This is a genomic window from Amycolatopsis japonica, assembly GCF_000732925.1.
Taxonomy (GTDB): domain Bacteria; phylum Actinomycetota; class Actinomycetes; order Mycobacteriales; family Pseudonocardiaceae; genus Amycolatopsis; species Amycolatopsis japonica.
Genome location: NZ_CP008953.1, coordinates 4,732,156 through 4,754,028, shown reverse-complemented (window position 1 = coordinate 4,754,028; position 21,873 = coordinate 4,732,156). Strand labels below are relative to the sequence as shown.

The window sequence follows — 21,873 nt, the reverse complement described above, 5'->3', positions numbered from 1 at the left end:
GCTCCTTTCGTCGCATCAGACTCGGTGAAGGGAGCCTTCAGCCCACACCACTCCGCTAACGGCCCACGTTTGCCCTGCCTCTCGCCTAGTACTTCGAGGCGGTCGAATGTGCGCGCGAAGGTACGTTGTGCGCGCGTCGCGGAACCTGGTCCCCTGGCGGAGTTCATTCCGCACGAAGAGGGGGAACTCTCGTGGTCAAGAAGATATTGGCCGTCTTGTCGGTGTTCTCGATGGCGCTCCTGGGGCTCGCGGGAACGGCGCAGGCCGGGATCGTGCAATGGTCCGATGGTTACGAATCGAACCCGTTCGGTGTATGGGAACGGGGAATTCAAGGCGGTGACGGGCATTCCTGGTTCGATATCGGTATGGGAGTGGCCCGGACCGGCAACAACAACGGCTGGCTCTTCGCGGACAACGGCTGGTCGGCGATGCGGACGGCGAAGTCGCTCAGCAGTTTTCCGTCGAATCGGTCGAATTGCGCCGCCGCGATCCACGCCGACCCGGTCGGAGGCGGAGCGAACATCGGACTCGAGATCTGGGACCCCAACGGCTGGCGGAAAATCTCCCACACGGTGAAATGGATCGACGACTGGGCGGGCTATCAGCTCATCACGCTGCCCAATCTGAATCTGAACGGCGTGGGTACCGTCTATCTGCAGCCGATCTACGGCAACAACGGCGGACCGGCGAAGTACATCCGCTTGGATGACGCGATCATCCAGTGCGTCTACTGAGCGGACCCGATGTCTCGCCGCGGTATCGATCGGCGCGTCACGTTGCGACATTCGGTGACTGTTCGCCGGGTTGATACGGATTCCGTCCGGCCGAGGTGATCACGGAAAAGCAGGAAACTTCGACATCTCTCACGCTGAAGAGTGAGAGATGTCGAAGGTCCTTCGGCTGGACGGTGCAATGCGGACCTGGTCCGAGTAGTGCGGATTCGCGGTAACAGCCCGTTGGACGGCTTGACACAGGGCGCTCCGGGTGAAGCCCGGCTCTCGCGCTAACGAAAATCGAAATATTCCGTCTTTTCGAGGAAGCCCACAGCAATTCCGGCTCCGGCCGGGTCTGAGGAGGGAAGTCCATGTCACGAAGACCACTGCTCGTCGTCCTGGCCGCCGTCACGGCGATGTTCGCGTCCACCGCGGTCGCCGCCGCGGCCCCGCCGGGAGTCGACCCGGCCACGGTCGACCTCACCCTCAACGCGGGGCAGAGCACGACCGTGACCAAGAACGTGACGACCTCGGCCGTGCCGCCCAATCCCGACCTCGTCCTGCTCGCCGACACCACGGGCAGCATGGGCGGGCCGATCGGCAACGTGCGGTCGAACGCCAGCGCCATCACCGGTGACGTGCTCGCCGCGCAGCCGACCGCGCAGTTCGGCGTCGCCGAGTACAAGGACTTCACCGACTCGGTGCCGTTCAAGGTCAACCAAGGCATCACCGGGGACACGACCGCCGTCCAGGCGGGGATCAACCAGTGGGTGGCCACGGGCGGCGGGGACACGCCGGAGGCCAACCTGAACGCGCTTTACCAGCTGGCCACCGGCGCGGTCGCGTTCCGGCCGGACGGCACCCGCATCATCGCGTGGTTCGGCGACGCGCCGTCGCACGACCCGAGCGGCGGGCACACCCTGGCCCAGACCATCGCGGCGTTGCAGGCGGCGAAGATCCGCGTGGTCGCGGTCAACGTCGGCGGCCTCGACGCCACGGGGCAGGCATCCGCCATCACATCCGCGACGGGTGGCGTCCTGCTGAACAACGTCCCGGCCGGCCAGGTGTCGCAGGCCATTTTGGACGGGATCAAGTCCATCGAGGTCACGGTGACGCCGAAGGTGACCAGCTGCGACCCGCAGCTCACCGTTACCAACGATCCCGGCAGCGTCAAGGTGACCAGCGGCGAGGTCGCCACGTTCACCGAGACGATCAAGGCGGCGGCCGGCGCCGCTCCCGGCACCTACCAGTGCGTCGTCGACTACCAGGTCGACGGGGTTTCCCGCGGGTACATCGAGACCACCACGGTGCGCGTGCTCGGCTTGAGCATCAACGACGTGACGGTCGACGAGGGATCCGGGGGCGCGCAGGTCCCGGCGACGTTCACGGTGTCGCTGCTCGGCGGCCCCAGCCCGAACCCGGTGACGGTCCAGTACGCGACCGCCAACGGCACCGCGACCGCGCCCGCCGACTACGCGGCGGCGAGCGGGACGGTCACGTTCGCTCCCGGGCAGACGGCCAAACCGGTGACCGTCCTGGTCAACCCGGACACGGTCGACGAGCCGAACGAGACCTTCACGGTGAACCTCTCGGCCCCGTCGGGTGCCGGTCTTCTCGACGCGACCGGAGTCGGCACGATCGTCGACGACGACCGTGACGGCGTCTTCTCCTGCACGGGTACCGCGGCGAACGTCCTCGGCGTGACCGCGGCTCGGGCCAACCCGGCGAACCTGCCGTGTGCCGACGACCGCAGCACCGTCGCCGCCGCGACGCTCAACGCCGGTCTGATCAAGGTGGACACCAAGGTGCTGACCGCGTCGACCGATCTGACGCCGGACGACCAGTCGGCGGCTCCGGCCGCGGGCGATCGCGCGCTGGCGTCGGCCAAGATCGACAAGACGGTGATCAGCACGCTCGGGCTGACCATCGAGCTCGGCGTGATCCAGTCGCAGGCGACCGCGACCTGCCAGCCGTCGGCGGGCGGGCTCGCGCCGGTGCTGGCGGGCAGTTCGAACGTCGCCTCGCTGAAGATCAACGGTGAGTCGATCACGGTGGGCTCGGCGCCGCTGACCATTCCGCTGGTCATCGGTTCGCTGAAGCTCAACGGCCAGACCGTGGCGAACGGCGTCGTGAAGCAGCAGGCCGTCGCGCTGGACACCGCGCTCGCGAAGATCGTGCTCGCGGAGTCCCAGGCCGACGTGCACGGAACCTCGGCGCATCCGGCGGGCAACCCCTGCCGTCGCTGAGCCGCTGAACCCCGCCGGGACGGACGGATCCTCGTCCGTCCCGGCGGGACCGGTCAGGGGAGGGCCTTGATCGCGGCCGCGGTGGCGTCGGCGAGGAGCTTGTTGTCGATCTTGGCGTCTTTCTCCGCCCGGTCGGTGAGCACCGAGACGACGATCGGCGCGCGATTCGGCGGCCACACGACCCCGATGTCGTTGCGTGTGCCGTAAGCCGCCGTGCCGGTCTTGTCGGCGACCGCCCAGCCCGGCACGCCGGCGCGGATGTTCTGGTCGCCGGTGGTGTTGGCGCGCATCATGTCGACGAGGATCTTGCGCTTGTCCTCGGGGAGGGCGTCGCCGAGCGCGAAGGCGCGCAGGCCCACGGCGAGGGCGCGGGGCGTACTGGTGTCCCGGCTGTCGCCGGGCGCCGTGTCGTTGAGCGCGGGTTCGATCCGGTCGGCGTGGCTCGTGGTGTCGCCGATCCCGCGGAACACCGCGTTGAGTCCTTCGGGGCCGCCGAGTTCGCGGAAGAGCAGGTTCCCGCCGGTGTTGTCGCTGTACCGCAGGGTCGCGTCCATGACGGCGCGCAGCGGCAGGCCCGTCGCCACGTGCTTCTCCGTGACCGGCGAATTGGTGACCAGATCCTGCTGCCCGTAGGTCACCGTGCGGTCCAGTTCGGCGACCGGCGTCCGCTGCAGGACACCGCCGGCGCTGAACACCTTGTGTGTCGAGGCGTAGGCGAAGCGTTCGTCGGCGCGGAAGGCGACCTCGCGGCCGGTCGCGGTGTCCACCGCGTACACCCCGAGCCGGGCGCCGAAGGTTCGTTCGAGCTGTTCGAAATCGGTGCTCGCGGACGGCGCGACCGGGGTGGCGGCGGGCGGCTGTGCCGGAGCGGGCGTGGAACACGCGGCGAGTGACGCGACCGAGAGCGCCAGCAAGGCGGCCCACCGGCGAGAAGTGACGGACACGAGGATTCCTTTCAAGATCGTTCGATGTCCGCAGTCTGGCCAGCGCCGGTCATGCTGTCCAAGACACGAATGACGTCTTTCATGCGAAACGCGCATAGTATGTGGTCGTGGACCTGATCGGGAGTTGCCGGGCGTTCGTGAGCGTGAGCGAGGCCGGGACTTTCACCGCCGGAGCCGCCCTCGCGCGTATCCCGCAGCCGGTGGCGAGCCGCCGGATCGCCGCGCTGGAACGGCATTTCGGCGAGCGGCTGTTCGACCGCTCCACCCGGCGCGCCCTGCTCACCCCGTTCGGACGGGACATGCTGCCGTCGGCGAAACGGCTGGTGGCCTTGGCCGACACCCTGGAGCACGACGCGCGGCGCGCCAGGCTGCGGCCGATGCGGCTGGCGATGCCGGAAACCTGCACCGTCCGCGAGCTCGCCGAACTCGACGCGGCGGCGCGGGAGCTGGACGTCTTCCTGGAGTTCCGGCAGGCGCCGCCGAGGGAACGGGCGGAACTCGTGCGCACGCAGGAGGTCCGCGCCGCGCTCACCGCCGTCCCCGGCGAGGAGGGCAGCTGGAAGGTGCCGCTCGGGCTGGCGGGCGGAGGCAGGCCGCGGACGGACGTCCTCCATCTGGAAACGCTGCGGGTCGGCCGGTCCGGCGGTTCGCCTCGGCGGGTTTGGATCCAGCCGGAAGACGACGTCCCGCATCTGCGCGACCGTCTCTTCCGGATCCGCGACGCGGTGGGGCTGCGGCCCGCGCAGGTGTCCGTCGCCGATTCGCTCACCGCGGCCGCGGCGGCCGTGTTCGGTTCGGACGATCTGCTGTTGTGCTCGGCGGCGCAGGCGACCGAGCTCGGCCTGAGCTGGCGGACCATCGGCGAGATCCGGCTCGTGCGCGGGTTCGAGATCATGGCGGGGCCCGGCGAGGACGCGCAGCGGCTCCGGGCACGATTGGGGCCGGACATCGCCCGGTGTCTCGGCGCGGAGGAGACGACGTGAACACGGAAACGCTGCTCCTGCGGCTGCGCGCCGACTTGGCCGACGGAGGCCTGCGCGGTTCGTTCCTCGTGCGTGATCTGCGGACCGGCTTCGAGACCGGCATCGACCCCGACCTCGAGTTCCCGAGCGCCTCACTGGTGAAGATCCCGCTCGCCGCGGCGACCCTGGAGCGGATCCGGCGGGGCGAGCTGGACGGTTCGGCGGCGCTCGACGTCGAGCCGGGGCGGGCCACCGCGCCGGGGCCGACCGGGCTGACGCGGTTCCGGCATCCGGCCAGGGTGGCGATCGACGACCTGCTCTACCTGACCATGGCCATCAGCGACGAGACCGCCGCGGACGCGCTGTTCGCGCTGACGCCGCCCGCCGAGGTCACCAGGATGACGCGGGACTGGGGCATCACCGGGATCACCGCTCGGCATCCGGCCGCGGATCTGAGCGACACTCCTGCCGAACGCTTCGACCCCGCCGACGTCCACCTCGCGCACGCGCTCGCGATCAACGCGGGTACCGCGGGGCAAGGTCATCCCGTTCCGCAGCTCGACGTCACGCGCGCGAGCTCCGGTTCGGCCCGCGCGTTCGTGAACCTGCTCGAAGCGCTGTGGAAGCCGTCCAAAGTGGACGAACAGGTCGCGGCGCGGGTGCGTGAGCTCATGGGGCTCAACCTGTTACGTCAACGACTGAGCCCGGATTTCGTCTCCGACGCCACGAAATGGTCGTCGAAGACGGGCACCGTGCTGAACCTGCGGCACGAGGTCGGGGTGGTCGAGCACGCCGACGGCGGGATGTTCGCGATCGCCGCGCTGACCGAATCCCAGGTGCCCGCGGCGATCCAGCCGGAGGCCGAGGTGCTGATGGCCCGCGTGGCGCGGGAGCTGCGGGATCACCTGCGCGAGGGGTGACGTCACGTTCTCCGCCGCTGTCCGGTTCTTGAGGGAAAGGACCGGCGAAGTGGAGGATCGGCATGAAGGTCGTCATCGTGTGCGTTTCGGTGTCGCACGGCAACACGGAGAGGGTCGCCGAGGTCATGGCGGGGGTGCTCGGCGCCCGCGTCGTCAGCCCCGAGGAAATCGAGCCCGCCGACCTCGATTCGTGTGACCTGGTGGGATTCGGCTCGGGGATCTTCGGCATGGACTTCCATCCGCGGCTGCTTCGGTTCGTCGAGGAGTTGCCGGGGGAGCAGCGGCGGAAGGCGTTCGTGTTCACCACGAGCGGGCTGCCCGAACCGCCGTTCCGGCGCTACCTCCGCCGCCTCGCGCGGCTGCTCGGCCATAAGGGATTCGACGTGGTGGGCACGTTCTCGTGCCGTGGTTTCGACACGTGGTTCCCGTTCCGGCTCGTCGGTGGCATCGGCAAGAACCGCCCTGGCACGGCGGATCTCGACGCGGCGCGGCGGTTCGCCGAACGCCTTACGGCCTGAGCTGGAACGTGAGCAGGCTCGGTCCGTGGTCGTGCCCCGTCCCAGCTCCCGAGGCCTCCGGGCGGGGCAGGCAAAAGCGAGTACCCGAGAACTGAGGAAATGCTCATAATAGTGCCATGACCTGCAAAAATACCGAGGGCGCGCGATGATCCCGCGCCTCAAGGCCCCGGTCTCGCGCAAGATGACCACGCTGGAGGTCCGGGAGCGCGTCAGCCTCAGCCCGAACTTCGCGTCGGTCACACTCGGCGGGCCGGAGCTGAAAGATCTCGTCGTCACGGGCGCGGACCAGACGGTGCGGCTGTTCTTCCCCCGTGAGGGACAGCGCGGGCTGCGGATGCCCACCTTTTCGAACGAGACGTGGATGCCGGAGCTGATGTTGCTGCCCAAGTCGGTGCGGCCTTGGGTGCGCACGCTCACCATCCGCCGGGCTAGGCCCGCCGACGACGAGGTCGACATCGAGTTCGCCCTCCACGGGAAATCGCCGATGAGCGAATGGGTCCGCCGGGTGCGACCGGGCGATCCGGCCGGGATCTTCGACATGGGCACCACCTACCGGCCACCGGACGACGTCGGCGCTCAGCTCATCGTCGCCGACGAGAGCGCGCTGCCCGCCGCGTTGGCGATCCTCGACGACGCCCCGGAATCCCTTGCCGCGCAAGTGTTCCTGGAAGTCCCCGCCGCCGCGGACATCCGGCGGTACGACACGGCCGACGACGTCCGCGTCCACTGGCTCAGCAGGGACGACCCGGGACTTCGTCCAGGAACTTCGGCGCTGGAGGCGGTTCAGCGGGCATCGTTGCCGCAAGGGCGGTTCTACACCTGGGTCGCGGGCGAGTCCCGGCTGGCGACGTCGTTGCGCCGCCATCTGGTGTCCGAGCGAGGTGCGGCGAAGGCTGACATCTCGTTCGCCGGATATTGGCGGCACGGCTGGAGCTCTCCGGGCTGACCGTTCGTGTCGAGATCCCGCCATGTCGGGTATCCGCCAGCTCGCGGCCGTGTGGGAAACCTGATCACCCGTCTTTACTTCACGTACGGACGTCGGGGGGCTCCTGTCGAAAGGGTTCATGGTGATCAGTAGGACGAGAAAGACGCGGAGAGGCACGGTGGCCGTGGTCGCCGGCGCGTTCCTGGCCTCGGGCCTGGTACTGGCCCCCGCCGCGGGTGCGGCTCCCGCGGCCAAGGCCGAGCCGGACACCGCCGCGCTCGCCGGTGCGCTGACCAAGCAGGCCGTGGCCTGGGGCGAGTGCTCGTTCCCGTCCGTCGCGCCGGCGACGGAAGCGGAACTGAAGAAGGTCAAGGGCCTGGCCTGCGCCACGGTCCAGGTGCCGCGGGACTGGCACAACCCGCAGGACGGCAACACGATCGGCGTCCGCGTCTCCAAGACCGGGACCGCCTACCCCGGCACCGGCAGGCAGGGCATCGCGCTGGTCAACCCCGGCGGCCCCGGCGGCGAAGGCCTCCCGTGGGGCGCCGCGATGGCGATGCGGAGCCCCGTTCTGGCCTCGCAGTACGACTTCGTCGGCTTCGACCCGCGCGGCGTCGGCCAGAGCACCCCGCTGACCTGTAGCTACACCGTCCCGGACAGCACGGACCAGAACGTGATCAGCCGGGCGAAGGTCGAGGGCTGCCTGAAGAACCCGCTGACGAAGTTCATCACGACCGAGCAGACCGCGTACGACATGGACTTCATCCGGGTGCTGCTCGGGGAGAAGAAGACCAGCTACATCGGCTACTCGTACGGCACGTGGCTCGGCACCTGGTACGCCACCACGTTCCCGAGCAAGGCGCACCGCTTCCTGCTCGACTCTTCGACCGACGCGAGCCGCCCGACCCTGGAGAAGACCTGGGACCTGCAGCCGCGCAGCCGTGACCGCCAGTTCCAGGAGGCGCTGCTGCCCTACGTCGCGCGCAACGACGCCAAGTACAAGGCGGGCACCGACCCGCTGGAGATCCGCCGCAACTGGGAGAAGGCGGGCGGCACGCGGGAATTCGCGGGCATGCTCTACGCCGCGTGGTTCATCATCCCGGCGATGTACGACACCACCCAGTATCCGTCGGCGGCCTCCATGGTGGCCGCGCTGGCGAAGGGACCGGCGCCCACCGGGACCGACGCGGAGAAGCTGGAGCAGGTCGTCGCGAAGGCGCTCGCCACCCCGGGCCTGACCGACGCGAACAAGGCGTTCCTGAACAAGGCCAAGGGCAACGCGCTCGAGGCCATCGCGAAGAAGGACTCGGTCGAGCGCAAGGCCTCGTACCAGGGCGGCGCCGAGGTGGAGACCTGGGACGCGGCGTTCGAGGCGATCCGCTGCCAGGACGGCCAGTGGAACCAGAATCTGCACTACTGGACCTACTGGCAGGCCGACCTGACCGTGAACGCACCGTTCATCGCGCCGATCATGGCCCTGTCGGGTGCGCCGCTGTGCGCGTTCTGGCCGACCACCAACGCCAAGCCGGCGCCGGACGCCAAGACGTTCCCGAAGCTGCTGATCGCGCAGACCGAACTCGACGCGGCCACGCCGTACGAGGGCGCGCTCGCCACCGCGAACGGTCTGCCGGGCGCCAAGATGATCAGCGTCGACAACGAAGGCAGCCACGGGATCTTCCCGTACAACACCGACTGCGTCGACGACCCGATCGTCGCCTACTTCCAGACCGGTCACACGCCGAAGAAGAAGTTCACCGGTTGCCAGGGCCTGCCCTTGCCCGGTGAGGACAAGACGGTCGAGGTCGGCGGCAACCTCGGGCACGACGGGAAGATCAAGATCAAGATGATCACGCCCCAGGTGCGCAAGGCGAACGAGATCGTCCGTGAGCTGCTCGAAGGCACCGCCACGCCGGAAGCGGACGAGAAGGGCCTGCCCGCCAACGCCTGATCCCCGGCAGCGTCGCACAAGGGCTCCCGCGAACCGCTTTGGTTCGCGGGAGCCTCTTCGGCGTGATCCGTGACGGTTTCGTTATCGGTCCAGGCGCACGATCCGGCCGGTTTCCTCCTCAAGAAGGGTGAGGCGTGACATCGATGTCACGCCGATCGATCCTGGGGTGGGGGAGGAGAAGCGTCATGCTCGCCGAGTCGCGAGGCTTGTCGGTGGAGGCCGAGCAGCTGTATCGGGCCCTGTTGGAAGGGCGTCCTGGCCCGCCCGGTGCCGAACTGGCGGAGCTGGAGCGGTTCGGCCTGATCCGCGCCGGCGAGTCCGGTGTCGAGGTGTGCCCGCCGCGTGCGGCGCTGTCGGCGTTCGCGGCGCAGCACGAGGCCGCGGCCGTCCGCGCGCGGGAAGCGGCCGAGGTGCTCGGCGCCGCCTACTCCTTGCGGACGGGCCGCGACGCGGACTTCGTCGAGGTGCTGCGGAGCCGGGACGAGGTGATCGCCACCTTCGAAGCCATGCAGACGCAGGCGGGGGTGGACATCGTCGCGCTGGACCCGGGGTCGTACATGAGCCCGAAGGCCGAAGTGAGCACGGTGCAGCCGGGATCGATGGCGCGCGGCATCGCGTACCGCGTCGTCTACGACTCGTCCGTGCTGCGGACCGACGACGGATTCGCCCAGGTGCAGTCGAGTATCGCGCTCGGGGAGCAGGCCAGGGTGTTCCCCAGGCTGCCGCTGAAGCTGGTGATCGCCGACAGCAACCGGGCGCTGATCGCCGTCCCGAACTCCGACGCAGGTGACGTGCTGGCCTTGCTGATCCATCCGTCGATGCTGCTGAGCGCGCTGATCGAGTTGTTCGAATCGTTCTGGCGGATGGGGGTGCCGGTGCGGGCGGGTGGTCCGGACGACGCGGAAGCGACGCAGGAGCCGACCGTCGCCACGCGCCGTCTGCTCGCGTTGCTGAGCGGCGGCCTGACCGACGAGGCGATCGCCCGCGAGCTCGGGATCAGCGAACGCACCGTCCTGCGGCGGATCAGCCGCCTGCAACAACTGCTGGGCGCGCAGACCCGGTTCCAACTGGGAGCGCAGGCTTCGCGGCAGGGGTGGCTTTGAGTTTTATGGCGTGAGTGCCACTGGGGGCGCCCGGAATTGTCACGAGAGACCGGGGCCGGGTTTCGCGAGTGGTAAAGACGGTGCTCGGGGTATCGGACTCGCGAGTTCGGAGACGGATCTCGCGTGATCGGAGACGGATCTCGCGTGATTGGAGGCGTATCTCGCGTGAGTAGAGGCCGCACACCGAGTGCGGCCTCCGATCACGTGAGTTACGCCTGCAATCACGCGAGTTCGGCGTCTGATCACGCGAGTAACGACTTCGCCCCGGCCGCGAACCGTCTTCACTCACGAGGAGCCGAAATGCGAGCGACGCTCCTCATGATCGGGCTCGGGGCCTTCGTCACCACCCTCGACAACACGATCGTCGCGGCGGGCGCGCCTTCGCTCGCCCGGGAACTCGGGCTCGATCTGCCCACGCTGCAATGGGTGAGCATCGGCTACATGCTCCCGTTCGCCGGGTTGCTGCCGGTGGCGGGGACGCTGGTGGACCGTTCGGGCCAGGCGGCGACCCTGCGGGCGGGGCTGCTCGCGTTCGGTGCCGGTGCGGCCGCCGGAGGATTCGCCACGACGGCGTGGCTCGTCGTCTCCGCGCGGATTCTGCAAGGCGCGGCGGCGGCGTTCCTGGTCCCGGCCCTGCTCAGCCTGCTCCGCACCAACCTCGACGCGCGAAGACGCGCTGTGGGAGCGACGGTCTGGACCGCTTGCCTCGCGGCCGCCCTCGCTCTCGGCCCGACGCTCGGCGGGCTGCTGAGCGAATATCTGGGCTGGGGCTGGATCTTCTTCGTCAACCTCCCGTTCGTGGCGGCGATGCTGCTACTGGTGCGCAAGGTCGCCCTCGCCGATCGTGATCCGGCGGCGGGGAGGCCCGCCGTGCTGTCCATGCTGGTCGTGACCACCGCGATGGTCCTGACCACCGCCGCCGTGGTGGAACTGAGCGTCGTGCTCGGTGCGGTGGGGACGGCCTTCGCGATCTGGTTCGTGCTCAGGGAAAGACGCGCGCGTGTGCGGCTGGTGCCGAAGGCGCTGACCGGAACGCGGGTCTTCACCGGCGCGCTCACCGTGCAGCTGCTGTGGGGGCTGGGGGTTTCGGGAGTCTTCTTCTTCACGCCGTTGCTGCATCAGGAATCCCTCGGTCTCGGGCCGATGCTCGCCGGATTGCCGCTGGTCGTGGTGGCGGTCGCGGTCGTCGCCGCCACCCCGCTGGTGCCTTGGGCGGTACCGCGCTGGGGTCCACATCGGACGGTCGCGGCAGGGCTGACCACGGTGGCCGCCGGACTGCTGGCGCTCGCCGCGGTCAACCACCTGCCGGAAATACCGCCCAGGATTCCCGGGCTGGTGCTGATCGGCGCCGGATCGGCCCTGACCACCCCGCTGACCTCGTACGCGCTGGAAATCGTCGCCGAACGGCACGCGGGCACCGCCTCCGGACTGCTCACCGCGTCCCGTGAACTGTCGAGCGCGCTGGGCGTCGCGCTGATCGGGGCCGTGCTGTCCGTGGTCCGCGTGGCCCGGCTCGACGAAGGTGCCGCGGCCGCGCTGGCCGACGGCTACACGGCGGGCCTGCTGACCGCGGCGGCACTGCAACTCGCCGGAGCGCTCCTCGCGCTCCGGCTCCTGAACCCCCGAAGTTCGTCCCGAAGTGACAAGCGGGGTGCCCCCTTTCTCACTTCCCGGTGAGCACGTCCGCACGCGCACCGGCGTTCCATCATCCTTTCATTGACACCCTTCCCGGGACGTCCATACAGTTCCGGGCAGATAAAGAACGGTCTCCGGAATGGAATCCGCTTTCGGCAACGGCGCCGTTCCGAATTCACCCGCTCCTGCTCACGTCGTCAAACGAGGGGCCATGGAAACCATTTCGGAAACGGTCGTCGCCGCCCGCGGCACGGACGACGCACCCGGTGGGGAATCGTTCGCGACACTGCTGCGGTACTGGGCGTGGCGGCTCGGCGACGAGGTCGCGGTGACCTACCTCGACCATCGCGCCGGAGCGGACGGCCGGGCGATCACCCTGTCCTGGCGGGAACTCGACGAGCGTGTCGACGTCCTCGCCACCCGGCTGACCTCGTTCACCGGCGCGGGTGACCGGGCCGCGATCCTGGCGCGGCAGTCCGTCGACTACGTCGTCGCGTTCCTCGGCGCGATCCGCGCCGGGCTGGTCGCGGTCCCGCTGTTCGCCCCGGACCTCCCCGGGCACGCGGGCAGGCTGGCCGCCGTGCTCGCCGACTGCGCGCCGAGGGTCGTGCTCACGACCACCGACGGACTCGACGCCGCCGCCGGTTTCCTCGCCTCGACGGCGATCGAGCGCCCAGCCGTGCTCGCCGTCGACACCACTGCTCCGGTCGCGGCCGGTGACCGCTCCTGGCCGCGACCGGAACCGGACGGACTGGCGTACCTGCAGTACACGTCCGGTTCCACGAGGACGCCGGCGGGCGTGATGCTGACCCATCGCAACGCGCTCACCAACGCCCGCCAGGCGTGCGACGCCTACGCGATCGAAACCGGGACGACGTCCACGGTCAGCTGGCTGCCGCTCTTCCACGACATGGGCCTGATCCTCGGGATCGGCGCGCCCATGGCGGCGGGCGCGTCGTCGGTCCTGATGGATCCGCTCGCCTTCCTCGAACGTCCGTCGCGCTGGCTGCGCGCGCTCTCGGCGAGCCCCGGCGCGATCAGCGCGGCGCCCAATTTCGCGTACGCCTACAGCGCTTCCCGCGTGACCGAGGCCGAGAAGAGCTACCTCGAACTGAGCCGGGTCGTCTCGCTGATCAACGGCAGCGAGCCGGTCCTCCCGTCGACGATCGCGAAATTCCACGGCGCCTTCGAGGAGTGCGGGCTGCGCCCGGAGGTGCACCGGTCGTCCTACGGGCTGGCCGAGGCCACCGTGCTCGTGTCCGTCACCGAGGCGGGCAAGGCGCCGCGAGAGGTCGCCTTCGACCGCGATCAGCTCGCCACCGGCCTGGCGACGCCCGCGCTTCCCGGCGCGACGTCCACCACGCTCGTTTCGTGCGGGTTCCCGGTGGGGCAACGGGTCCGCATCGCCGATCCGGTCACCGGCGCGCTGGTCGAACCCGGCAGGGTGGGGGAGATCCAGGTCAACGGCCCGAACGTCGGAGTGGGGTATTGGGGACGGCCGGCCGCGGACGGTGTCTTCGGCCTGCCGCCGATCGACCCGGAGTCCGGCGCGGGCTGGCTCGCGACCGGGGACCTCGGCGTGCGCTACGACGGCGAACTGTTCATGACCGGCAGGCTCAAGGATCTCGTCATCGTCGACGGCCGCAACCACTATCCGCAGGACATCGAGCAGACCGTGGAGATCCATCCCGCGGTCCGGCCGCATTCCGCCGCGGTGTTCGCGATCGAGCGCGAAGACGGCGAAGCGGCGGTCGTGCTGGCGGAGCGTGCCAAGGGGAGCGAGACCGACCTCGTCGTGGCGACCGGCGAGATCCGGCGGGCGGTCTCGGCCGCGCACGGTCTGCGGCCGTACGACGTCGTCTTCCTCGCCCCGGGCGAGATCCCGCGCACCTCCAGCGGCAAGATCAGCCGGGCGCGGTGCCGGAAGTCCTATCTGGACGGTTCGCTGACCGTGCGGCGGCTCGGGTGACCGCGGAGATCCGCGCCTGGCTCATCGCGCGCGTGGCCGAGCGGACCGGCTCGCCCGCCGACCAGGTCGACCCCGATCGGCCACTGCACGAGAGCGGGCTTTCCTCCCGCGAGTCGATGGAACTGGCGGCGGAACTGGGCAGGCACCTCGGCCGCCCGATGCCGCTGACGCTGGTGTGGCAGTACCCGACGATCACCGCGCTCGCCGCCCGTCTGTCCACAGTGGAGGAATCCACGGCCGTCGTCGGTGAAGGCCGCGAAGAGGAACCGATCGCGATAGTCGGCCTCGGCTGCCGTCTGCCGGGCGGCGCGGACTCCCCGGAGCGGTACTGGCGGCTCCTGGACGCCGGACGCGACGGCATCCGCGAGGTCCCGGAAGACCGCTGGGAGACCCCCGTCCGCGGCGGGTTCCTCGACGACATCGCCGGTTTCGATGCCGAATTCTTCGGTATCACGCCGGGCGAGGCCGAGACGATGGATCCCCAGCAGCGGATGCTCCTCGAAGTCGCGTGGGCGGCGCTGGAACACGCCGGGATCCCGCCGTCCACGTTGCGCGGGAGCCGGACCGGGGTGTTCGTCGGGCTGTCGGCCGGCGAGTACGGCCACCTGACGATGGCCGATCCCGCCGCCGTCGACGTCTGGTCCGCCACCGGTGCCGCGACGAGTATCGCCGCGAACCGGCTGTCGTATCTGTTCGACCTGCGCGGACCCAGCCTCACCCTCGACACCGCGTGCTCGTCGTCGCTGGTCGCGGTGCACCAGGCGGTGCAGAGCCTCCGCCGCGGCGAATGCGGGGCGGCGCTCGTCGCCGGGGTGAACCTGCTGCTCTCACCCGCGGTCACGGCGTCCTTCGAGCGGGCCGGGGTGCTGGCTCCGGACGGGCACTGCAAACCGTTCGACGCCGCCGCCGACGGTATCGCCCGCGGCGAGGGCTGCGGGGTGATCGTGCTGAGACCGCTGAAGGCCGCTCGCCGTGCGGGCGACCGGGTGCTCGCGGTGATCCGCGGCAGCGCGGTCAATTCCGACGGCCGGTCGAACGGTCTCGTGGCACCCAGCCCCGGCGCGCAGGCGGACCTGTTGCGGGACGCGTACGCGGCGGCGGGCGTCGAACCGTCCTCTGTGGACTATGTGGAGGCGCATGGGACCGGGACCGAGGTGGGCGACCCGATCGAAGCCGGCGCGCTCGGCGAGGTGCTCGGCGCCGGCCGCGAACCCGGCCGTCCGCTCCTGATCGGCTCGGTGAAGGGGAACCTGGGGCATCTGGAAGGCGCGGCGGGGATGGCCGGGCTGATCAAGGTCGTCCTCGCGATGGTCCACCGGCGGCTGCCACCGACCCCGCATCATCACGAACCCAGCCCGCATATCGATTTCGCCGGTCTCCGCCTTCGCGTGGTGGACACCGGGACGGACTGGCCGCGCTACTCCGACGTCGTACGCGCCGGGGTCTCCGCGTTCGGTTTCGGCGGCACCAACGCCCACGTCGTCCTCGAAGAATGGCCTGCCGCGTCGTTCGCCGCCCGGGGGAAGGAGACCGAGAGGGCCCACGTGTTCGCGCTGTCCGCTCGTTCGGCCGAGGTGCTCCGGGCGCGGGCCGCCGATCTGGCCGACTGGCTCGAAGACCCTGCCCACCGGTCCGTCTCGCTGGACACGGTCGCCGCGACGCTGGCCAGGAGCCGGGACCATTTGCCTGTCCGTGGCGCGGTCATCGAGGAGGGACGCGACCGGGTGGCCGCCGCCTTGCGGGCGATGGCCGCCGGACGCGAGAGCGCCGACGTCGTCCTCGGCGAGGCCGCACCCGTGTCCGACGTCGTGTTCGTCTTCTCCGGCTACGGCTCCCAGTGGCCCGGGATGGGCCGTGTCCTGCTGCGTACCGAGCCCGCGTTCCGGGCCGAGGTGGAGGCGCTCGATCCGGTGTTCCGGGCCGAAGCCGGATTCTCCCTGCGCGCGGTGTTCTCCGGCGACTACGACCCGCCGGACCTCGGCGCGACGCAACTCGCGTTGTTCGGCATGCAACTCGCCCTCGCCGGGCTCTGGCGTGCGCACGGTGTCGTCCCGGCCGCGGTGCTCGGGCATTCGATGGGCGAGGTCGCGGCCGCCGTCGTCGCGGGCGCGCTGGACGTCGCCGACGGTCTGCGCGTGATGGCCACCCGCGCCCGGCTGCTGGCCGAGGTCGACGCCTCCGGCGAGGGCGCGATGGCGGTGGTCGAGCTGTCCCCGGCCGAACTCGCCGACCTGGAGGCGGACTTCCCCGGGATCACGGTCGCGGTCTACGCCTCGCCGGTCCAGTGCACCGTCAGCGGTGGAGCCGAGCAGGTCGAGGCGCTGGTGTCGCACGTCGAGAGCCTCGGCAGGCTGGCGAAGCGGCTTCCGGTCGGCGGCGCGGGCCATTCGGAAGCCGTCGACGCCGTTCTCGGCCGGTTCCGCGCCGAGCTCGCCGGGCTGTCGCCGCGACCGGTCGAAATCCCCTGCTACAGCAGCGTTCTCGACGATCCACAGTGGATGCCGGTGTTCGACGTCGACTACTGGGCGGCGAATCTGCGGCGTCCGGTGCGGTTCAGCCAGGCGCTGGCGGCGGCGACCGCCGACGGATACGGCGTGTTCGTCGAGATCTCGCCGCATCCGGTGGCACTCGCCGCGATCGAGCAGAGCACCGGAGCGCTCGCGGTGCCGTCCGCGAGCCGCAAGGTCGACGAGCGGCAGACGTTCCTCACCACGCTCGCCCGGCTCCACACCCTCGGGCTGCCCGTCGTACTCGACGACGGCGCCCCCCGCCCGCTTCCGGTCGAACTGCCCGGTCCGCGCTGGCGGCACCGGCGGTTCTGGCCGCGGCGCCCGGCGAACCGATCCGGTGGCACTCATCCGTTGCTGGGTGTCCACATCGAACAGCCGACCGGCGGCGGGCACCTGTGGCACGCGGACGTCGGGACCGAGACGCTGCCCTGGCTGGCCGACCACGCGGCGATGGGCGTCCCGCTGTTCCCCGCCGCCGGATTCCTGGAACTCGCGCTCGCGGCGGCGAAGTCGGTCCTGCGGCCTGGCGGGCAGCTTCGCGTCGGCGGCCTCGAACTGCACCGGGTCCTCCCGCTGGCCGCGCACACCGAGGTGACGACGAGCCTCAGCACCGGACCGTCCGAAGTGGACGTCTACGCGCGGTCCGCGGACGGCGGCTGGGTGCGGCACGCCACGGCCCGCGTCCGCGACGGGAACACCGCGGTGGTGCCGTTCGGCGCGGTCGGCGACGACGCCTGGCCGACCGACCTGTATCAGGTGCTGGCGGGAATGGGGCAGAGTTACGGTCCCGCTTTCCGCGGGTTGCGCGATGTCCTGGCGGCGCCCGGCCGGGCCTCGGCGTCGATCACCCTGCCCGCCGACGATCCGGCGTACGTCCTGCATCCGGTGATCGCCGACGCCTGCCTGCACGCGCTGGCCGCGGCCGCCGGAGACGTGCTGCGCGAAGCCGACGGCGTGTTCCTGCCGCTGACCTTGGGCGAAGTCGTGCTCACCGGCGACCCACGCCGCGGTGTCCGGGTCGACGCCGTACTCGACTCGCTCGATCCGGCCGGTGACGGCCTGGTCGGCGGGGTCCAGCTGGTCGACGCCGACGGTGTCGTCCTGGTCGAGTTCCGCGAGGTCTACTGCCGCCGGTTCCAGCGTTCGGCGCTGCCGGTGCCGATGGCGGATCTGCTGTTCGAGACGGTTTGGCGGCAGGCCGACCTGCCCTCGGCCGCGCAGGGCCCGCGCCGCTGGGTCGTCCTGCACGAGGACGCGCCGTGGCTGACGGCGTTGCGTGACCGGCTCGCCGGGGACGAACTGGTGACCGTCCCACTCGGGGATAGGGCGGCGCTGGCGGAAGCCCTGCGAGCCCGTGAGGTCACGGGGGTTCTGGCTTGCCTCGCGTCCGGTGACTTCGACCCGATGCGGGACGCGCGGATGGTCGCGACGCTCTCGGGTGTCGTCGCCGAACTGGTCGAACGGGCGCCGAGGCTGTGGCTCGTCAGCGCGGGCGCGTCGGCCGTCGAACCCGGCGAGCGCGGAGACCCCGGCCAAGCCTGGCTGCGCGGGCTGGTCCGCGTTCTCGCTTTCGAGCATCCCGAACTGCGGGCGAGCCAGGTCGACTTCGACGCCGAGCCGGATCCCGCCCTGCTCTGGGTCGGCAAGCTGGCGGCGGAGCTCCGCGCGGACGCGCCGGACGACGAGATCGCCTGGCGCGAGGGCGTCCGCTACACCCGGGTGCTGGCCCGGCCGGAACTCGGCGAACCCGGCCGTGAAACCGTTGTGCGCGAAGGCGCTTACGTGATCACGGGTGGTCTCGGCGGCCTCGGCCTGGTCGCGGCGGACTGGCTGGCCGGACGCGGCGCGACCAGGCTCGTCCTCTCCGGACGGCGTGGTGCGAGCCCCGCCGTCGAACCGTTGCTGGCGGATTTGCGTGACCAGGGCGTCGACGTCCGCGTGGTGGCGGCTGACATCGCGGCGCCCGGGACGGCTGAGGCGTTGGTCGCGACGGCGACCGAGGGCGGCCTGCCGTTGCGTGGTGTCCTGCACGCGGCCGGTGTGCTGTCCGACGGTGCCGCCGTCGGCCTCGACGACGACGCCGTCGAGGCCGTCTGGCGGGCGAAAGCGTTGGGGGCGTGGCGTTTGCACGAAGCGACGGCGGGCCACGAACTCGACTGGTGGCTGACGTACTCGTCGGCGGCCGCACTGTTCGGATCGCCGGGGCAGACCGCCTACGCCACCGCGAACGCGTGGGTGGACGCGCTCGTCGCGTGGCGCCGGGCCGCCGGATTGCCGGCGGCGACCATCGGCTGGGGCGCCTGGGGCGAGGCCGGAGCGGCCGTCGGCAACCGCAACCCCGTCCTCGAACCGCTCGGCACGGAGGAGGCGCTGGCGGCGCTGGACGCGGTGCTGCGCCGCGACCGCGCCTCGACCGGGATCGCCCGCGTCGACGCGGGGACCGTCCTGGCCCTGTTCCCGCGGCTGGCCGGACGGCCCTTCTTCGAAATCCTGGTACCGGGCGACGAACCGGTCACCGGACAGTCCACTTGGGACGGGCTGGACGCGCTGCGGGCCGTCCTGCCCGAAGCGGCCCGCGAGATGCTGGCCGACTACCTGGCCGGGCTCGTCGCCGGGATGCTCGGCCTCGCCGCGGACGAGATCGACCGGAACGCGCCGCTCACCCGGCTCGGCCTGGACTCCCTCACCGCCATGCGCGCCAGGGGAGTGGTGGAGCGCGACTTCGGCCTACCGCTGCCGATCCCGCTGCTGCTGCGTGGCGCGAGCCTCGGCGAACTCGCCGACCATCTCGCGGAACAGGCAGGGTTCGGCGAGGCGGGGTCGCGACCCGCCGTCCCGAGTGCTGCCGTCGGGCCCCGCGATCCGGCCGAACGCTGGATCGCCCGGCACTGGCAGGCGGAACTCGGCGGCGCGGAACCCGGCGTCCACGACGACTTCTTCGCCGTCGGTGGCGACGCCGAAGCAGCCGAGCGGTTGCGCGCCGTTTTCGCCGGGCAACTCGGAGCCGTCCCGGAACGGCTGTTCGCGACGCCGACGATCGCTGCGATGGCGGATCTGCTGCGCGACGCGATCGAGGGACGCGGAGGCTGTCCTGTCCGCCCGCTGCGCGAGGGTGGCGCGGATCCGGTGTTCCTGTTCCATCCGGCGGGTGGTCCGACGAGCGTCTACGAAGGGCTCGTCCGTCTGCTGCCAGAGGGCAGGCCCGTCTACGGGCTGGAACGGATCGACGAAGAGGACACGGTCGAGGACAAGGCCGAGTGCTATCTCGAGCTGATCCGGGAGATCCAGCCGCAGGGCCCGTACCGGCTGGGTGGCTGGTCGTTCGGCGGTTGCCTCGCCTACGAAACCGCCAGGCGGCTGACGGCGGCGGGGGAGCGGGTCGATCTGGTGTTCATGATCGACAGCATCCTGCCGCTGCCCGCGCCGGGGAAGCCGGCGCACGAGATCCTGCTGGACCGGTTCGACCGCTTCGCCGAACACGTCGAGCGGACCTACGGCGTCCCGCTGGACATCCCGCGCGAGGACCTCGTCCGGCTCGGCGACGACGAACAGATCCGGCTGGTGATCAGCAGGCTGGCCGCGCAGGTGCCCGGGATGGGGCACGGCGTGCTGCGGCATCAGTACGAGTCCTATGTGGACGCGCGCGTGGCCGAACGGTACGAGCCGGAACCGTATGCCGGGCCGGTGCTGCTGATGCGCGCGCAGGAGCCGCATCCGCTGACCACCACCCTCGATCCGCGGTACCTGCGCACCGACGAAGCCCTCGGCTGGGACGCCTTCTGCGCGGATCTGGAGGTCGTGCGGGTGCCGGGCGATCACCTGTCGATGATCGACCCGCCGCATGTCGAGGTGGTCGCCGCCGCGCTCGCGGCCCGGCTCGGGGCGCCCAAGGCGGCGCGGCCATGACCGACACGACGGCGTTCCGGATCGCGGACCTCGCCGCCCGCCGGGAAGATCTCCGGATCGCCGAGAAACGAGCCGTCGACCGGCAGCACGCCAAGGGCAAGCTCACCGCGCGCGAACGCGTCGAACTGTTGCTGGATCAGGATTCCTTCGTCGAACTCGACCAGTTCGCCCGGCACCGGTGCACCGAGTTCGGGATGGACGCCAACCGGCCGTACGGCGACGGCGTGGTGACCGGGCACGGCACCGTCGACGGCAGGCAGATCTGCGTGTTCTCCCAGGACTTCACCGTGTTCGGCGGCAGTATGGGGGAGGTCTTCGGCGAGAAGGTCCTCAAGGTGATGGATCTGGCGATGACGCTGGGCTGCCCCGTGGTCGGCATCAACGACTCGGGCGGCGCCCGGATCCAGGAAGGCGTCGTCTCGCTGGCCTACTACGCCGAACTCGGCAGGCGCAACGCGCTCGCGTCCGGTGTCATCCCGCAGATCTCGTTGATCATGGGGCCGTGTGCGGGCGGGGCGGTGTACTCGCCGGCGATCACCGACTTCACCGTGATGGTGGACGAGACCGCGCATATGTTCGTCACCGGCCCGGACGTCGTGCACGCCGTCAGCGGCGAGCGGGTGTCCGCTCAGCGGCTCGGCGGAGCCGCGGTGAACAGCGAGGTCTCCGGGAACGCCCATCACCGGGCCGCCGACGAGCACGACGCCATCGATTGGGTGCAGACCTTGCTCGGCTACCTGCCGTCCAACAACCTCGACGCCGCACCGGAATACGCCGACGAGACCGATCCGGAACTCACCGCCGCTGATCTCGAACTTGACCGCCTGGTGCCCGACTCGCTGAACCAGGCCTACGACATGGCAGAGGTAGTCTCGCGGCTCGTCGACGATGGCGAGTTCACCGAGATCCACAGTGCCTTCGCGCCGAACATGATCTGCGCGTTCGGCCGGGTGCGGGGCCGCACGGTCGGGGTCGTGGCGAACCAGCCGCGGCATCAGGCCGGCGTGATCGACATCGACGCCTCGGAGAAGGCGGCGCGCTTCGTCCGGTTCTGCGACGCCTTCGGCATCCCGATCCTCACCCTCGCCGACGTCCCCGGCTATCTGCCCGGTGAGGCGCAGGAACGGCACGGGATCATCCGGCGCGGCGCCAAACTGATCTACGCCTACGCCGAAGCGACCGTGCCGAAGGTGACCGTGGTGATCCGCAAGGCCTACGGCGGCGGGTACGCGGTGATGGGGTCGAAACACCTCGGCGCGGACGTCAACCTGGCGTGGCCCACCGCCGAGATCGCGGTGATGGGCGCCGAGGGCGCGGTGCGGGTGCTGCACCGGCACGAACTCGCCGCGCTGCCGCCGGAGCAGCGGACCGCGGAACGACGGCGGCTCACCGAGGCATACCGCGAACGGCATTCGAACCCGTACCTGGCGGCGGAACGCGGCTATGTCGATCAGGTCATCGCGCCGTCGCACACCCGCCTTCAAGTGGCGAGGGCCATGGACGCGCTGCGGACCAAACGGCAGACCCTCCCGGCCAAGAAACACGGAAACATCCCGTTGTGAGCAAGGAGAAGT

The 21,873-nt window shown here is 70.5% G+C and carries 13 protein-coding genes; 12 read left to right on the top strand and 1 reads right to left on the bottom strand.

Annotated features, from left to right (window positions below; all coding sequences use genetic code 11):
* Positions 1-191 precede the first annotated feature (191 nt).
* Entirely contained in the window at positions 192-734 is a 543-nt protein-coding gene (locus AJAP_RS21985) for a hypothetical protein (protein WP_038514821.1), read from the top strand.
* 350 nt (positions 735-1,084) lie between these two features.
* Positions 1,085-2,959 carry a Calx-beta domain-containing protein gene (locus tag AJAP_RS21980; RefSeq protein ID WP_038514818.1) on the top strand — a complete coding sequence of 625 codons (1,875 nt, stop codon included), beginning with the start codon at positions 1,085-1,087 and terminating at the stop codon, positions 2,957-2,959.
* 53 nt (positions 2,960-3,012) lie between these two features.
* Here the strand turns inward: AJAP_RS21980 and bla are convergent, their stop codons facing one another.
* Positions 3,013-3,903 carry a class A beta-lactamase gene (gene bla / locus AJAP_RS21975; RefSeq protein ID WP_038514815.1) on the bottom strand — a complete coding sequence of 297 codons (891 nt, stop codon included), beginning with the start codon at positions 3,901-3,903 and terminating at the stop codon, positions 3,013-3,015.
* Positions 3,904-4,004: 101 nt separating this feature from the next.
* Here bla and AJAP_RS21970 point away from each other — a divergent pair, with 101 nt between their 5' ends.
* The 10 genes from AJAP_RS21970 (at position 4,005) to AJAP_RS21925 (ending at position 21,861) form a co-directional block, all read left to right on the top strand.
* Positions 4,005-4,886 carry a LysR family transcriptional regulator gene (locus tag AJAP_RS21970; RefSeq protein ID WP_038514813.1) on the top strand — a complete coding sequence of 294 codons (882 nt, stop codon included), beginning with the start codon at positions 4,005-4,007 and terminating at the stop codon, positions 4,884-4,886.
* The gene (locus AJAP_RS21965) at positions 4,883-5,785 is read left to right on the top strand and encodes a serine hydrolase (RefSeq protein ID WP_038514811.1); all 903 of its coding nucleotides are present in this window, start codon (positions 4,883-4,885) and stop codon (positions 5,783-5,785) included. Before AJAP_RS21970 ends, AJAP_RS21965 begins: the two co-directional genes overlap by 4 nt.
* Before the next feature lie 62 nt (positions 5,786-5,847).
* On the top strand, positions 5,848-6,303 hold the full coding sequence (locus AJAP_RS21960) for a flavodoxin family protein (RefSeq protein WP_038514808.1): 456 nt from the start codon (positions 5,848-5,850) through the stop codon (positions 6,301-6,303).
* A gap of 145 nt (positions 6,304-6,448) precedes the next feature.
* Positions 6,449-7,249, top strand: a complete 801-nt coding sequence (locus AJAP_RS21955) for a siderophore-interacting protein (RefSeq protein ID WP_038514805.1) — start codon at positions 6,449-6,451, stop codon at positions 7,247-7,249.
* Between the two features lie 157 nt (positions 7,250-7,406).
* Positions 7,407-9,176, top strand: a complete 1,770-nt coding sequence (locus AJAP_RS21950) for an alpha/beta hydrolase (RefSeq protein WP_038514802.1) — start codon at positions 7,407-7,409, stop codon at positions 9,174-9,176.
* A gap of 185 nt (positions 9,177-9,361) precedes the next feature.
* Complete coding sequence (locus tag AJAP_RS21945) at positions 9,362-10,279, top strand: helix-turn-helix transcriptional regulator (protein ID WP_038514799.1); 918 nt, start codon at positions 9,362-9,364, stop codon at positions 10,277-10,279.
* Between the two features lie 300 nt (positions 10,280-10,579).
* A complete protein-coding gene (locus AJAP_RS21940; protein WP_038514796.1) occupies positions 10,580-11,956 on the top strand; it encodes an MFS transporter in 1,377 nt (458 codons plus the stop codon).
* A 169-nt stretch (positions 11,957-12,125) separates the two neighbouring features.
* Positions 12,126-13,883: a fatty acyl-AMP ligase gene (locus AJAP_RS21935; RefSeq protein WP_038514794.1), complete on the top strand. Its 1,758-nt coding sequence runs from the start codon at positions 12,126-12,128 to the stop codon at positions 13,881-13,883.
* The gene (locus AJAP_RS21930) at positions 13,880-20,299 is read left to right on the top strand and encodes a type I polyketide synthase (RefSeq protein WP_038514792.1); all 6,420 of its coding nucleotides are present in this window, start codon (positions 13,880-13,882) and stop codon (positions 20,297-20,299) included. Before AJAP_RS21935 ends, AJAP_RS21930 begins: the two co-directional genes overlap by 4 nt.
* Positions 20,296-21,861, top strand: a complete 1,566-nt coding sequence (locus AJAP_RS21925; RefSeq protein ID WP_038514790.1) for an acyl-CoA carboxylase subunit beta — start codon at positions 20,296-20,298, stop codon at positions 21,859-21,861. Before AJAP_RS21930 ends, AJAP_RS21925 begins: the two co-directional genes overlap by 4 nt.
* The last annotated feature ends 12 nt before the right edge of the window (positions 21,862-21,873 follow it).

What these genes read in the sequence shown, in the direction of transcription:
- AJAP_RS21980 (WP_038514818.1), top strand. Translation starts at nt 1,085, where the DNA reads ATGTCACGAAGACCACTGCTCGTCGTCCTGGCCGCCGTCACGGCGATG.
- AJAP_RS21960 (WP_038514808.1), top strand. Translation starts at nt 5,848, where the DNA reads ATGAAGGTCGTCATCGTGTGCGTTTCGGTGTCGCACGGCAACACGGAG.
- AJAP_RS21955 (WP_038514805.1), top strand. Translation starts at nt 6,449, where the DNA reads ATGATCCCGCGCCTCAAGGCCCCGGTCTCGCGCAAGATGACCACGCTG.
- AJAP_RS21945 (WP_038514799.1), top strand. Translation starts at nt 9,362, where the DNA reads ATGCTCGCCGAGTCGCGAGGCTTGTCGGTGGAGGCCGAGCAGCTGTAT.
- AJAP_RS21940 (WP_038514796.1), top strand. Translation starts at nt 10,580, where the DNA reads ATGCGAGCGACGCTCCTCATGATCGGGCTCGGGGCCTTCGTCACCACC.
- AJAP_RS21935 (WP_038514794.1), top strand. Translation starts at nt 12,126, where the DNA reads ATGGAAACCATTTCGGAAACGGTCGTCGCCGCCCGCGGCACGGACGAC.
- AJAP_RS21925 (WP_038514790.1), top strand. Translation starts at nt 20,296, where the DNA reads ATGACCGACACGACGGCGTTCCGGATCGCGGACCTCGCCGCCCGCCGG.